The following is a 14149-nucleotide window of genomic DNA, read 5'->3' on the forward strand; positions in this document are numbered from 1 at the left end:
GATAAGGGGTAATGGGGAATGAGTGAATATCCGTCCCTTTGCGCTGTAATCTTGAAGCTGTAACTTTTTCCCCTTTTAGAAGGTGTGTTCTTGTTTTAGATTACAAGATAGTGCAGCAAGTATGAAAGTCTAAAAGCATAAAAATGGGCTTTTTGAGTTAGGGATTAGGGACTCTTAAGATTTATTTAAAACCCTGCCCCTAGTGAGTGGATTTCTTGCCTGACAATTTAGGTCATCTGGCAAAGCCCACGAAAAACCTAACCCCCTAACCCCTTTGCCGACGCGGGAAGGGGGAAAATTTAAAGTCTCTCTTTTTAGGAGAGAGAAATAGAAATGAGGTTTTCCAAATACCGTGAAAAGTCAGATTCAGGACTTACGCAGCGATGATCGATCATTGGAACGCAACGCTTGCAATGACGAAAATACGTTACCTTTGCGTAAGTCCTAAGATTTCTTCCCTACTTCCCACATCCATTTATGTATAAAATGTCATGCATCGTGCATTTTGATGGGAAAAAATGCTCCACGAGCAATTGGGGCTATAGTTAAGTGACACCAACTAGGTAGAATGTTATTTGCGGCAGTAGTATTAAACCAGGTGTATCCAGCGCGTGAAGCTATTCGTATACCACACTCCTGAATTGACTCCAACGGATGAAGCGCCAGAATGTGCGATCGCAGTCGATGTCTTGCGAGCCACTAGCACAATTGCGACAGTTTTGGCAGCTGGAGGCGAAGCTGTACAAGTATTCAGCGATTTAGATCAATTAATAGAAGTTAGCGAAAAATGGCCCCCGGAAAAACGGCTACGGGCTGGAGAACGCGGCGGCGCGAAAGTACCTGGCTTTGAGTTGGGTAACTCTCCCCTCGACTGCACACCAGAATTGGTGCAGGGGCGGCGCTTGTTTATCAGTACCACCAATGGCACCCGTGCTTTACAACGGGTGCAAGACTCCCCAAATCTATTAGCAGCAGCCTTGATTAACCGGGCGGCGGTGGTGCAATTTCTCCAAGAGTTGCAACCAGAGACAGTTTGGATTGTCGGTTCCGGTTGGGAAGGCAGTTTTTCTTTAGAGGATACAGTTTGTGCAGGTGCGATCGCTCATAGTCTTTTAGAGCAAACCACGTTGTCATTGGAGGAATTAGCTGGTAACGATGAAGTAATTAGTGCGATCGCTCTTTACTCTCAGTGGCAAGATAACTTATTGGGATTACTTCACCAAGCTAGTCACGGTCAACGATTGTTGCGTCTTGAGTGTCAAGAAGATTTAAAATATTGTTCCCAAACTGATATTTTAGATGTCCTGCCCATACAACAAGAGACGGGAGTTTTAAAAAGTCAAAAAAGATAGAGAATGGGGATTGAAGACTGGGGGAATGAGGGAGACGAGCGGTACAAGTCGCTCAGTACAAGTGCCCTATGCCCTATGCCCTATTTTCAAATTTGTGAGCATTTGTCGAAGTCTTTCTCGCCAATGGGGGGGATGTGTTTCTAGAATTGCTGAAATTTTTCCACAAGCAAGGACGGAATAAGCAGGGCGACGGGCTGGTGTCGGATATTCCGCGGTTGTAATCGGGACAATACGTTCAACTTTTAAAGGGAAGCCTAGCTGTTGGGCTTCTTCAAAAATGGCAACGGCAAAATCATACCAGCTAGCAACGCCGCTATTAGTGTAGTGATAAGTGTCTCTAATTTCTGGGGTTAACTGGGGAATCATCTGGGCTATGACTGTGGCTATATCTTGCGCCCAAGTCGGGCTACCAATTTGATCGGCAACAACACGGAGTTCTTGGCGTTCTGCACCTAGTCGCAGCATGGTTTTGACAAAATTATTTTTGCCAAAGGTTCCATAAACCCAAGCAGTGCGGAGGATGAGGTGATGGGCGCAAGTTTCCCGAATTGCTTCTTCTCCAGCAAGTTTGGTTTTACCATAGACACTCAAAGGATTAGTTGCATCGGTTTCTAGGTAAGGGCGATACCCATTACCATCAAAAACATAATCGGTGGAAATATGAATTAGCAAAGCTCCTAACTTTTGGCTTTCTTGAGCAATAATTAGGGGTGCGATCGCATTAATAGCGCTAGCAAGTTCGGGTTCGCTTTCTGCTTTGTCCACAGCAGTATAAGCAGCAGCGTTTATGATGATTTGCGGTTGGTTGGATCTGATAACGCTGCACAGAGTATCAGGTTGGGCAAGGTCTACTGTTGGGCGTGCCACTGAGATAATATTGCCGGAGGATGAGAGGATTTGTTGCAGTTCCTTACCCACTTGACCGTTGCAACCAATCAGCAAAATTGATTTACTCATCCTAATTAGTTCTCGAACCTAACGCTCTTTCATCAAGCTTAATCAAATATTTCAGCAGTTTTAAAAGGTTTCCCGGCTTGGTCTTTAGCTGATAAAATCGGTGGCGCATTCAGAGGCCAATCTATAGCTAAATCTGGATCGTTCCATAGGATGGTGCGATCGCCTTGGGGTGCGTAGTAATCTGTAGTTTTGTAGAGAACTTCAGCTATTTCTGAAAGCACGAGAAAGCCGTGAGCAAAGCCTGGTGGTATCCACATTAGGCGTTTGTTTTCAGCACTGAGTTCATAACCTACCCAATTCCCAAAGGTAGCCGAACTTTTTCTAATATCTACGGCTACGTCAAAGATAGTACCGACAACACAACGAATGAGTTTACCTTGGGGTTGTTGGATCTGGTAGTGCAGCCCACGCAGGACATTTTGCTTAGAGTAAGAATGGTTATCTTGGACGAAGTTGGCAACAATACCTGTCTGTTGAGCAAATTTTTGGTGGTTATAGGCTTCAAAAAAGAAACCGCGATCGTCTGCAAATACTTGGGGTTCAAGTTGTATAACTTCGGGAATTTTGCTATGTACAATGTTCATTAAAATAATTTGTAATTCGTAATCATGCAAGGGTAGTGCAGTGATAATACTTTTACTGTTTTTTACAAGTAAATTACGTTAGTTCAATTTTACAGTCATCGCCAATTAGAAATCGCAAGGCTTTGGGGCGACGAGGTGCAAGAGTCAATTGTGCCCGTTGTCCAATCACACTATCAATAATCCGCTGATGAATTCCAGCAATTTTAGCACCTTCTAAAATCACACTGTGTTCTAAATCAGTGTCAATGAGTATCGCATTGTTAGCAATGCTACTATAAGGGCCAATAAAGCAGTTTTCTAAATAACAATTGTTACCAATGATTACTGGCCCCCGAATTGTGCAGTTAATTACTTTAGATTTTGCACCGATTTGGACTCGGCCAATAATCTGACTTTGGGCATCAATTTCGCCGACAACTGATGCTGTCAGATAGGTGTCGAGAATCAATCGGTTAGCTTCTAATAAGTCATCTTTTTTACCAGTATCTAACCACCAGCCTTGGAGATTGTGAGCTACAACCTGCTTTTTTTGATTAATTAGGTATTGAATTGCATCAGTGATTTCTAGTTCGCCTCTGGTGGAAGGTTGGATATTTGCGATCGCATCATAGATGAGGTGAGAAAAGAAATAAACCCCTACCAATGCCAGATTTGAAGGAGGAACTTTGGGTTTTTCAATTAACTGTAATACCCGTCCTGTTTCATCTATCTGAGCCACACCAAAGGCGCTAGGATTGGCAACTGAACGCAAGAGAATCAAAGCATCTGGCTGTTGTTGGCTAAATTGTTGCAGAAAGTAACTTAACTCACCTAGTTGGATTAGGTTATCACCCAAGTACATAACAAAGGGAGAATCAGCTAAAAACGGACGGGCCACTTGGACGGCGTGAGCAAGTCCAAGTGGCTGGTCTTGTACAATATAGGTGATGTTCGCTCGAAAGTTTTCTCCATTTCCGGTTTTTGCTTGGACTTCTGCCCCAGTTTCTGGACTGATAATGATGCCAATATCAGTAATACCAGCCGCGACCATTTCTTCAATGCCATACCATAAAACAGGTTTATTAGCAACTGGTACAAGTTGTTTTGCTCCGCTGTAGGTGAGGGGACGTAGGCGTGTACCTTTCCCGCCAGAGAGAATTAGTGCTTTCATCAGGATTGAGGATTAGTTGTAAGTCATTAGTCAAGATAATCTGAAATCTTGACAAAATCCCAAATCCTGATATCTAACATTCTGGCGTTAGTTTATCTTTCATAGGTAGCGGGATAAAACTTCGACGGTTGCTTTTCCTGTTTTTTCCCAACTAAATTGTTGAGAGTGAGTGATCCCTTGGCTAGAAAGGCGCGATCGCAACTCTAAATCAGTTGCAATAGCCTGCATCGCTTCTGTAATTTCTCCGGTGTTGTAGGGATTGATCAGAATCGCTGCATCGCCAGCTACTTCTGGTAAGGAGGAGAGATTGGAGGTAATGACGGGAGTACCACAAGCCATTGCTTCCAGGACAGGTAAACCAAAACCTTCCCAGAGACTGGGGAAAACCAGAGCGATCGCTTCATTGATAATTTTTGGTAATTCGCTGTAAGGAATATAGTCTAGGAATTTCACTTGATTAGTTATATCTAGTTCTGCAACTTGCGCTGTTAAAATTGGGGTATAACGGCGATCGCTTGGCCCTACTAACCACAATTCATAATCCTTGCTATTAGGTAACGCAGCAAAAGCAGTGATCAGTCGCTGTATATTTTTGTAAGGGTCTTGGCGACCAATGTAGAGAAAGTAGTTGCGCTTAGGGAGGTTCAGGGGGCAAAAGTGAGTGCGATCGTAGGCAAGGGGGATGGAGGTAATTTTGTTTGCAGAAATTCCGTAAAAGTTGGTGATATCCTGAGCCGTAGTCTGGGAGATGCAAATAATGTGTTGTGCTTGTTTAAGAACTTCGGGAGTGTAGTAGCGGTGGTAGGGTGTGAGTGGTGAAAAGCGTTTAGGAAAGCGCAACGGTATCATGTCAAAAGACGTGACGACAAAACGACAGTTGCTATAAAGGGGTGCTTCCGGCAGCGGAGAGAATAAGAGACTCGATTTGAGTTTTTTATATATTTGCGGAAGTTGAAATTGTGTCCAAAGCAGGCGGTTAAAATGACCTTTTGTGCCGTGGTCTGGGGTTAAGTTTGACGGGATTGGATAGCAGTCAAAATCGGGATATTTTCGCGCTACTAATAGAGTGGGTTGGAAAGATTTTAAATAAGGAAAAAGGTTTTGAGCATAGTTACCTATACCTGTTGGTTGAGACAGTAGAATAGATAAGTTAATAATTAATTGTTTAGCAGAGATATTATCCACTATTTTCATTAAAGAATGGTTCTATAAGCGTTTAATGTTTCTTGTGCCGTTCTTTCCCAGGAAAATAATTTTGCTCTGGCTTTCCCTTTATTAATTAATTCTTGGCGTAACTGGGAATCACTGATTACTTTCAGTATGGCTTCCGCTACTTGGATAGGGTTATTAGGGTCAACTAGAATAGCTGCATCTCCTGTAACTTCTGGAATAGAGGAAGTATTGGAACTGATCACAGCAGTACCTAGAGTCATTGCTTCCAATACGGGTAAACCGAACCCTTCATAGTGAGATGGATATACGAAGACATCAGCTTTTGAGTAAAATAATGCAACTAATTCATTAGATAGGTAATTAAGATGATGAATTTGGTTTGCCCAAGGTGAATTCTCAATAGCTGCAAACACTGGCTCGTAATTCCATCCTTTCTTACCAATCAATATTAATTGGTGTGGAATTTTATATTGCTCTTTTAAAAAATTAAATGCCGAAATTATTGTATTAATATTTTTTCTTGGTTCTATTGTACTAATAAAAAGTAAATATGGTTGAGAAAAATCATAGTTAACTAGTTTTTCTAGCTCCTCAGTAGTTTGTGCAGATAAGTAATCAGGATAGTAGCGACTAGCTAAAGGGGTAACATAGACTTTTTTTGGATCTACCTGCAAATGCTCAACAATGTCTTTTTTAGAACTTTCTGAAATTGTTAAAACTAAGTCTGTCCATTGCAAGCAACGTCTAACTTTTTTTGTATACTTTTTGACAACTGAATCTATATAGTTAGGATATTTAATAAAAGTTAGATCATATATATTCATTACCTTTAAACTTTTTGTACATGGATACACTGAATAGTTAGTGCCATGAACTATGTCTGGGAAACCTAAATATTTTTCAAAGTAAGATAAACTAGGTCTAAAGGCTAAAGCTAATAATAAATCTGAAATTCTTACAGGTAAAGGCAGAAGATGCCGTTGAGAATAATGTTTCAGGGATTCAGGAAAACTGAAGTCACCCCGAAGCCACTTCTTTAAACCTGGTTGATAGACTACTCCTAACTGAAAATTTTCCTCTTTTTGTAGTGCATCGAGAGCGCATATTAAATTAGCAACATAAAAGCCAACCCCACTTGGTTTTGGCTCCACTGGGGTGGCATCAACTACAATTTTTAGCATCAGAATATTTAAGCTTTGCCCTTACTCAATTTTTTTAGATCATAATCAACCATTAGCTCGACCAATTGTTCAAAGGAATGCTCAGGCTGCCAACCTAACTCACTCTTAATTTTATCAATGGAACCAATTAACTGTACTGGTTCATCAGGGCGATAAAATGCGGGGTCAATTGAGACATAATCTTGCCAGTTTAGACCAACACATTTAAAAGCACACTCAACGAGTTCTTTGACAGAGTGAGTTTCACCGCTGGCGATGATGTAGTCATAGGGTTGTTCTTGCTGCAACATCAGCCACATAGCGTAAACAGCATCCTTGGCGTAGCACCAGTCACGACGAGCATCTAGGTTGCCTAATTTTAGTTCATTTGCCAGACCCAGTTTAATTTGAGCAGCTGTGTGTGTAATTTTGCGAAATACAAATTCTGTACCGCGTCGAGGGGATTCGTGAGTGTAAGTAATACCGCAGCAGGTATAGAGATTGTATTTTTGCCGATAGTTAATGGTCATCCAGTGGGCGTAAGCTTTGGCAACACCGTAGGGGTTACGAGGACGGAAGGCGGTGCGTTCAGTTTGGGGCGATTCGTCAGGTTGACCAAAAACTTCACTACTGGATGCTTGGTAAAATCTGGCATCAGGTTTGCAGCGACGGATAGATTCTAAGAGACGGGAGACACCAAGGGCGGTGTATTCAGCAGTAAGGGCTGGTTGAGTCCAAGAAAGAGGGACGTAGCTTTGAGAAGCAAGGTTATAGATTTCATCAGGTTGTGATTCTGCAATTACATCCATCAAGGAAGATTGATCCAGAAGGTCACCAGATACAATTTGAATATTGCCTGAAAGGTGAGTAATACGCTCTAGGTTACTAGTGCTGGAACGGCGGACTAAGCCGTATACTTCGTATCTTTTTTCTAGGAGTAGTTCAGCGAGGTAGGAGCCGTCTTGTCCAGTTAGTCCCGTGATTAGAGCTTTTTTGATCATAGATTTTGAATAAATCACAATAATTAAAAAATTTAGTTAAGTGACATAAAATTTTTAAATTATCCAAAAATAGGGTATATCTCTGTAGAAAAAATTATGGTCATACATAAATTCACCTTTCTAAAAGCTGAGGATAATTCCTGTAAATTTCCTCAAACAAAGTTTATATTAACTTAAACAACAAGCTAAAAAATAAAATAGTACTAAAAATAGGGTGAATAAATAATTGGGAGACTGTCTACCTATAAAGGTTAACTAAAGTTTTCCTTCCTCGTATATTTCTAAATGTTTTTTGGCGATATTAGCCCATTGGTTGGCTTCACAGTAAATTAAGCCGTTAGCAACTAACTGCTGATTTAGCTCACTAGATAAAGTTAAATTTTGAATTGTATAAGCTAATTCTCCAGCAGCACCTGGTGTAAACAAATGTAGGCAGTTAGTTTCCTCATTCAATTCTTCAAAAGAAGCTATTTTACTAGCGATAACAGGTTTGCCTGACGATAAAGCCCAAGTTAGAGCAGCTGAGGACGACAATACTGTATTAGGTTCATATGGAGCCAAGCAAAAATCAGTTATATTATAATAACTACGCAAATCTTCAAATTCTAAATATCCTGTTAGCTTTATACGGCTACTCATTCTTTGGTATCTATTAATAAATTTAACTATTCCATCCAGAGCAAGATCAGTAGAATTGGGGTGAGAAGTTCCTGTAATTACCAAATAATAATTTTTTGGCAATGTTTTTAGTGCTTCTAATGCTGTTTTATAACCTTTATAAGTAGATATAAATCCAAACATTGAAAGAATAATAGCGTCATCAGGAAAGCCTAATTTCTTTTTTAAAGCAATTTTATCCAAATTGTTTATCTTATATAGATTATGTGAAAATGGAACTCCCTGCTTAATAATGTGAACGGAGTTTTTTGCAAAGCCACTATCTACGAAAATTCGACGCGTTTTTTTAGTGTGAACAATGGCATTTAGTTTATTTTTAAAATTAAATAAAGAAGATATGTAATATTCCCACTCTAATTTCTTAAGAATTTTCTTGCCAAAACCAGCTAAACTAGGATAAGATTCTAGTAAAAAATTTGGTTCTGAATGAAACGTAACAAATACTTTTTTATTTAGATTTAGTATTTCTTTTAAAAAACTATGAAAATTAGTAATTGAGCCATTCAAACCATAAGAACCAGCGAAGAAACTAAATTCATGTTGAATATGAATGATATCATAGTCAATTAATTGCTTAGTATACGATTGGAAATATTCTTTAATTTCATCTTTAGTCATGTACTTCAGTTTTTGTTCTTCAATTGGTATTACTGTGCAGGTAATACCATTCTCTAAAATTCCATTAACTAACCCTTTAGTATACCCAGCAATACCACAAGGAACATTCCAAGAGCTAATTTGAGCAATTTTCATTTGTTGATCTCCTTTAATTTCAAGACGTAGATAATAAATTTTATAAAAAATTTAGTCCTTTGCATAACTTAAATAGTTGTCAACAACTAGATTATTAATATTTAAATTTTAGCTTAAATTTAAGTCAAATTAATTTAAATAAAGTTTGATAGCATCATATCCATTTCCAATAAATTTAATTACCCCTTTATCTAACCAAATAACTTTTTTACAACCCTGCTCTATAAAATTTAAATCGTGGGATACTACCAATACAGTTGCATTTGCATTCCAAAGATTTTCTATTCTTCGCTTACATTTATTTTTAAAACTTTCATCTCCAACTGATAGTACTTCATCCAAAATCAAAATGTCTGGCTGTACATCAGTAGCAATAGCAAAGCCTAATCGTGCTACCATACCTGAAGATAAACCCTTCACGGGAACTAATGCATAATCATGCAGTTCTGCAAACTCTAAAATAGAATATGCTCTTTCTCTCATTTCTGCTCTAGAAAACCCCAGTAGCACTCCATAAAGCATAATATTGTCCATTACAGAAATTTCTGGATCAAATCCTGCTCCTAGCTCAATCAACGGCGCAATTTTGCCGCGAACTCTTGCTAATCCAGTAGTTGGCTGAAGAATTCCTGAAATTATTTTCAATAACGTTGATTTCCCAGAACCATTTGCTCCAATAATACCTATTTTTTCTCCTCTTTCGACTACCAAATCAATCTTATCTAGGACTATTTTTTTTACAGGTTTACGATATTTTCCCTCTAAAACAGATAGTAATGTTTTTTTGAGGTCATAAGAAAACTCTTCTTGAGTTCGTCGCCACAGCGAAACTTTATCTAGACGAATTACTTCCATTTACAGTAAATCCATAAATTGATGTCGCCACAATTGAAAACAAGTCCATCCGATTGACAAAATAATGATGCCACTGAGCAAGGCACCCAAAATTAAACTCAAGTCCGGTGGCGCTCCTGATAATGTAATCTGACGCAGACTTTCAATAATGGGTGCTAACGGGTTTAACCTTAAAAACGGCTTTACCTGGGGTGGAACAATAGCAGATGGATAAAATACAGGACTACCAATCCAAATCATAAATGCAACTAACTCATAGAAATAAGGTAAATCTCTAAAAAACACATATAAAGCGCTCATTAGAAATCCGACTCCCATAGAAACTAAAACTAACGCCAGAAAGGGAAAAAATAGCGCTAGCAAATTCACTAAACTCTTAGTATTGACCAAAGTCATTACTGCCAGTAACGGTAATGTCCCAACCGCAAACTGAAATACATTTGCTGCAATCATTGACACTGGAAAAATACTTACTGGCAAACGAATCTTGTTTAACAGTGAGCCATTTGCCACTACACTACTTAAAGCTTGGGACGTAGAAGCTGAGAAAAAATTGATTACTACCAGCCCCGTTAACGCTGCCAACATGTAATTCAGTATGGAATTGTTGTAATATGATGCAAAGGTAGCCCCAAAAATCGCGGTATACAGACCTGTCATGATCAATGGGTTTAACAGTGACCAATATACACCTAAAAACGACCCCCGATAACGTACTTTGAGATTCCGCGATACCAAAACGTGCAGTAATTCCCAATAACGCTGCACTTGTAACCAAGTTGAATTACTTTTAAGCGAAAGTCTCATCTTCAAAAACCACCACACACAACAGGCAAGTTATTCGCGCATTTTATACTATTGGAGCGCACTTCGACATATTAGCTTACCACTAAAAGCTGATTTTAAATCGAGAAGGAGTGGTATAATTGCTTCATGTTTATATCCACAGAGCAACATCTTGGCTGCCATTGCTCGTTGGAGTTCACGCTTGTCTTAGCTATTTTCGATAAACTTTTCTAGTAATACCTTCTCTGCAAGACGCTGCGCAAACGGTGAGCTTTCCTGCGGAACGCTGCGCGGTAAGCGTTGGCGCAGCCTCTCTAAGAGTTGCTATGCCGTAGGCTTTACGCTAATGCATCCACATTACTGCATTTTATACTTAGTCGTTAATAATACTTCATTTCGATATTTATCAGGAATGATTTCGGATTGCTATATAAATATTTACAGTCATCATCCAGTCAGCTTTTTTGCATAGCGGATAAACCTTGTTTCAATCAGAATATGTATAAAATGGGAAACAACCAAGCAGAAGCACAATGTTATGCAAACCGCGCTTGTCGGATAGTTGGGGATGTAATTAATTATAAAATTTAACACATACTTACCCAAAGTCAGATGGATAACATAAAGAGCATAACTAATATCTCCAAGCCATTTTAAAAAAGATATATAAGGTATCTTTGCTCGAAGAGCATAAGCAAAATTGAAAATACAAAATGCACAAATAAAGCTATTTAAATGAATCAAGCTAACATCAGAAGGTTCGTACTTGAGATACAACCTGAAAAATGCAAAGAAGATTGCACTAATAGTGATTAAAGTAACAATAGTTGCTGTTTTACTAGACCAGAGTTCCAGATAGCCTTTCGCCAATACAGTTCCAAGTAAAACAATCAACAAATGCGGAGACTGATCAGTTAGAATATTGCACCAAACTGCTAATAAATGAAATTTTGTATGTTCTATATAATGAATTAAATCGATAGGAATCAGACACCACGAAAAAACAAAAGCAGAACAGGCAAAATAAGTGAAAATACTGCTGCTTTTTGATAAACTCAAAATAGGCACTAAGAAATAGAATTTCCATTCAATTAAAAGAGTCCAAGCAACAGCAAGAATAGTCTTATAGTCTAGTAAATCTTGTAAAAAAAAGAGATTTACAATAAATTGTTTAGTCCCAATAAAAGGTTCTATTGTAAAAAAATTAGTAATTAGTGTTGTTGCAATCAACGCAATAACGTATGAAGGGTAAATTCTAAAAATCCGTTTGATAAAAAACTTTTGAACAGAACCATCATTTTCGTATGATTTAGGAACGACAAAGCCTGAAATTAAAAAAAACACATGGACTGCAATAAATGGATAGTACCAGTACCGCTTGAAAGTTAGAAATTCTGTTAAATTATACAAAATACTATAAGAATTAATATTTTGCACTTTAGTCTCTAAAAGAAAATGCCCAAAAACAACAGCTACAGCAGCTAGACCGCGCAAATAATCTAAAACGAGAACTCTTTTTTGCATAAAAATTTACATATTGGAACAATCCTTGATAAGCTTACTAAAACCGCAGCAGTTATTATTATGAAAATGATGTTTATAGAGTAGCCCAAAAAAATGTTTATCAGGCTCTAAAGATACCATATAATAAAACTAAAAGTGTTAATTTTTTCCCTAAAATAAAAGAAAAAATATAAAGAATTATTTAGTAAAGAAAATATTTAGATAGCAAATAATTTTTTTTTGTCAAAATATTTTAGATAGCAGAAGAAAAATTACGATTCAATTCGCAAAAATATTAACAGGCAATCCTAACTATTTGTGAACTAGTCAGGTTCCGAAGTTGGGATGGTTTCTTGGCGCAAAGGGGGCGGATTACTCCTATATATGACTACTACCTTTGATGCTTAACTTAAACTATCTGGATCAACTCCCAGCGATCGCAACTATTCTGCAAATTGCTCTCTTTTTGCTCGTTGGCACTCTTGTTCTGCTTGTTCTCCTCGCGTCGGCACCCAACCCGCTGTATTATACCAATGCAACCACAAACCTGTGGTCTACTGATAAGTGCCTTGCCAAAGACCTAATCTTAGTTCTAACTCTTCCAACCATAAGCGGTTCTCTGGTAAAGATATTACCTCGTAGCGAGTGCTTATGAGTTTGAAAGGCACGCAAATGATTTTCATAGCGATCGTAGACGTAGTAAAGATTTAATTCACTTGTAAGGAAAATTTATTCAGATGAATAAGTCAAAGGCTGACAAGTCTCACTGAGCAAATCCGCCTGAATGCGGTGAAATTCATCTGGCAAACCTGATTCCCCGACTAATTCACTGGGTAAGTCATAGATCGTAGGCATCGTTTCTTGTGGCGGACGGGGTGGATCTGTTTAATATATGACTGCTACTTTTGTTGCTTAACTCAAACTATCTGGATTCACTCCTAACGATCGCAAATGTTCCGCCAACCGTTGCGATCGCAGATGTTCTTGTTCAAACCGCAATTGCGCCTCAGATGCCTGTTGATGTGCTTCCGATGCCTGTTGCTGTGCTTCCAATGCCTGTTGCTGTGCTTCCGATGCCTGTTGCTGTGCCTCAACAGCCACCTGTTGCGCCGCAATAGCAGCTTCCTCTGGTGTTGGAACTAAATCACCATCGGGTGTAAAGTAGCGCAATTTATCTCCTTCTACGCCTAAATACAGCCTAAGCACATCGCTCCAACACCATCCTTGCGTATTTGGGGTAATTTTTTGATACTTGTTACCTACCAATTCAAAACCCACAAATTCCAAATTTTCCGGTGAAAACCAAAAATATTCTGGTGTGTGAAATCGATTTTCATAAAGATTTTTCTTCAAATTCCGGTCAATATCAGCCGTACTTTCAGAAAGTAATTCAATAATCAAATCTGGATAACGACCATCTTCCTCCCAGACTACCCAGGAATTGCGCGATCGCTTTTCGGTGTCTTTGACCAAAAAAAAGTCTGGGCCTCGAAAATCTCGATTTCGCAACTGCTGACGGCTAAAATAAATCGTTAGATTCGCACCTATAAAGAAATCATTACAGTCACGCCACAGCCACTCAAGGGAAGTTACTAGCAGCAGTAGCTGCATATAGTGCAACGAAGTTTCCATCTCTGGCTCATCACTTAACAACCGAGTTGCATCGGGCATCTGCTGTTCTAGCTGTTGCGCTGTGACAAACATGGGTATCTACCTGCTTGGTTGTTGATTTAATTTTAAGCTGTTAGGTCAGGAGTTTCGAGAGACGCGATTAATCGCGTCTGTACAGGAGTTTCGAGAGACGCGATTAATAGGAGCTTGGAGTTATGATTCTCCCCCTGATTCCCTCATTTCCCCTGAATTTATGAGAGCTGAGTCACGGATTCCGCTACACTGAGACGAAGGTTTATTGCATTGTAATCAGGCATGGAAATCGGACAAAAGGTTAAAGTCTTTCGTTTGCGCGATCGCGTTTCTCCCCCCATTGTAAAAAAACTAGGACAAGTGGGTATCATCCAAGGCTACAAAGTCACCGATGGTGGTATTGGTGTAGTGGTGCTGTTTGACGACAATTCTTCCACTTGGTTTTTTGAAGATGAAATCAAACCTGTGTAGTAAAAAGAATTCAAAGCGGGGTTTATTTTGGACTCTGAAGTTGAAAGCACAGGTTGAGAGTCTTTGTTGAGTGCTAAGTTGG

At 39.0% G+C, this 14149-nt stretch carries 13 protein-coding genes and 2 pseudogenes; 2 read left to right on the forward strand and 13 right to left on the reverse strand.

Annotated features, from left to right (window positions below; all coding sequences use genetic code 11):
* Positions 1-611: 611 nt before the first annotated feature.
* On the forward strand, positions 612-1352 hold the full coding sequence (locus Q0541_RS28990; protein WP_298919440.1) for a 2-phosphosulfolactate phosphatase family protein: 741 nt from the start codon (positions 612-614) through the stop codon (positions 1350-1352).
* A 66-nt stretch (positions 1353-1418) separates the two neighbouring features.
* On the opposite strand, the gene rfbD is transcribed toward Q0541_RS28990, so the two are convergent.
* From rfbD to Q0541_RS29055, 13 genes and pseudogenes are all read right to left on the reverse strand, one after another.
* Positions 1419-2309, reverse strand: coding sequence for a dTDP-4-dehydrorhamnose reductase (gene rfbD / locus Q0541_RS28995; RefSeq protein WP_298919442.1), 891 nt, complete (start codon positions 2307-2309; stop codon positions 1419-1421).
* A gap of 38 nt (positions 2310-2347) precedes the next feature.
* Positions 2348-2893: a dTDP-4-dehydrorhamnose 3,5-epimerase gene (gene rfbC, locus Q0541_RS29000; RefSeq protein ID WP_298919444.1), complete on the reverse strand. Its 546-nt coding sequence runs from the start codon at positions 2891-2893 to the stop codon at positions 2348-2350.
* A gap of 73 nt (positions 2894-2966) precedes the next feature.
* The gene (locus Q0541_RS29005) at positions 2967-4043 is read right to left on the reverse strand and encodes a glucose-1-phosphate thymidylyltransferase (protein ID WP_298919446.1); all 1077 of its coding nucleotides are present in this window, start codon (positions 4041-4043) and stop codon (positions 2967-2969) included.
* A 99-nt stretch (positions 4044-4142) separates the two neighbouring features.
* A complete protein-coding gene (locus Q0541_RS29010) occupies positions 4143-5237 on the reverse strand; it encodes a glycosyltransferase family 1 protein (protein ID WP_298919448.1) in 1095 nt (364 codons plus the stop codon).
* Positions 5237-6397, reverse strand: coding sequence for a glycosyltransferase family 1 protein (locus tag Q0541_RS29015; protein WP_298919449.1), 1161 nt, complete (start codon positions 6395-6397; stop codon positions 5237-5239). Before Q0541_RS29015 ends, Q0541_RS29010 begins: the two co-directional genes overlap by 1 nt.
* An 8-nt stretch (positions 6398-6405) precedes the next feature.
* Entirely contained in the window at positions 6406-7377 is a 972-nt protein-coding gene (locus Q0541_RS29020) for a GDP-mannose 4,6-dehydratase (RefSeq protein ID WP_298919450.1), read from the reverse strand.
* Positions 7378-7632: 255 nt separating this feature from the next.
* The gene (locus Q0541_RS29025) at positions 7633-8808 is read right to left on the reverse strand and encodes a glycosyltransferase (RefSeq protein ID WP_298919452.1); all 1176 of its coding nucleotides are present in this window, start codon (positions 8806-8808) and stop codon (positions 7633-7635) included.
* A 129-nt stretch (positions 8809-8937) separates the two neighbouring features.
* Complete coding sequence (locus Q0541_RS29030) at positions 8938-9663, reverse strand: ABC transporter ATP-binding protein (RefSeq protein WP_298919454.1); 726 nt, start codon at positions 9661-9663, stop codon at positions 8938-8940.
* Complete coding sequence (locus Q0541_RS29035) at positions 9664-10470, reverse strand: ABC transporter permease (RefSeq protein ID WP_298919456.1); 807 nt, start codon at positions 10468-10470, stop codon at positions 9664-9666.
* An 84-nt stretch (positions 10471-10554) separates the two neighbouring features.
* Positions 10555-10671: pseudogene (locus Q0541_RS29040) on the reverse strand (IS630 family transposase); the annotation flags it as partial.
* Positions 10672-10896: 225 nt separating this feature from the next.
* Complete coding sequence (locus Q0541_RS29045) at positions 10897-11973, reverse strand: acyltransferase (RefSeq protein WP_298919458.1); 1077 nt, start codon at positions 11971-11973, stop codon at positions 10897-10899.
* Positions 11974-12395: 422 nt separating this feature from the next.
* Positions 12396-12807 (reverse strand): annotated as a pseudogene (locus tag Q0541_RS29050) (hypothetical protein).
* A 57-nt stretch (positions 12808-12864) separates the two neighbouring features.
* Positions 12865-13656 carry a Uma2 family endonuclease gene (locus tag Q0541_RS29055; protein ID WP_298919460.1) on the reverse strand — a complete coding sequence of 264 codons (792 nt, stop codon included), beginning with the start codon at positions 13654-13656 and terminating at the stop codon, positions 12865-12867.
* 222 nt (positions 13657-13878) lie between these two features.
* Here Q0541_RS29055 and Q0541_RS29060 point away from each other — a divergent pair, with 222 nt between their 5' ends.
* On the forward strand, positions 13879-14067 hold the full coding sequence (locus Q0541_RS29060; protein ID WP_298919462.1) for a DUF2862 domain-containing protein: 189 nt from the start codon (positions 13879-13881) through the stop codon (positions 14065-14067).
* Positions 14068-14149 lie beyond the last annotated feature (82 nt).

It is taken from the genome of uncultured Nostoc sp., assembly GCF_937863485.1.
In the GTDB taxonomy this organism is placed as follows: domain Bacteria; phylum Cyanobacteriota; class Cyanobacteriia; order Cyanobacteriales; family Nostocaceae; genus Nostoc.

Bases quoted from the DNA above. Each gene is read 5' to 3' on its own strand.
- rfbD (WP_298919442.1), bottom strand. From the start codon at position 2,309: ATGAGTAAATCAATTTTGCTGATTGGTTGCAACGGTCAAGTGGGTAAG.
- rfbC (WP_298919444.1), bottom strand. From the start codon at position 2,893: ATGAACATTGTACATAGCAAAATTCCCGAAGTTATACAACTTGAACCC.
- Q0541_RS29005 (WP_298919446.1), bottom strand. From the start codon at position 4,043: ATGAAAGCACTAATTCTCTCTGGCGGGAAAGGTACACGCCTACGTCCC.
- Q0541_RS29010 (WP_298919448.1), bottom strand. From the start codon at position 5,237: ATGAAAATAGTGGATAATATCTCTGCTAAACAATTAATTATTAACTTA.
- Q0541_RS29015 (WP_298919449.1), bottom strand. From the start codon at position 6,397: ATGCTAAAAATTGTAGTTGATGCCACCCCAGTGGAGCCAAAACCAAGT.
- Q0541_RS29020 (WP_298919450.1), bottom strand. From the start codon at position 7,377: ATGATCAAAAAAGCTCTAATCACGGGACTAACTGGACAAGACGGCTCC.
- Q0541_RS29025 (WP_298919452.1), bottom strand. From the start codon at position 8,808: ATGAAAATTGCTCAAATTAGCTCTTGGAATGTTCCTTGTGGTATTGCT.
- Q0541_RS29030 (WP_298919454.1), bottom strand. From the start codon at position 9,663: ATGGAAGTAATTCGTCTAGATAAAGTTTCGCTGTGGCGACGAACTCAA.
- Q0541_RS29035 (WP_298919456.1), bottom strand. From the start codon at position 10,470: ATGAGACTTTCGCTTAAAAGTAATTCAACTTGGTTACAAGTGCAGCGT.
- Q0541_RS29045 (WP_298919458.1), bottom strand. From the start codon at position 11,973: ATGCAAAAAAGAGTTCTCGTTTTAGATTATTTGCGCGGTCTAGCTGCT.
- Q0541_RS29055 (WP_298919460.1), bottom strand. From the start codon at position 13,656: ATGTTTGTCACAGCGCAACAGCTAGAACAGCAGATGCCCGATGCAACT.
- Q0541_RS29060 (WP_298919462.1), top strand. From the start codon at position 13,879: ATGGAAATCGGACAAAAGGTTAAAGTCTTTCGTTTGCGCGATCGCGTT.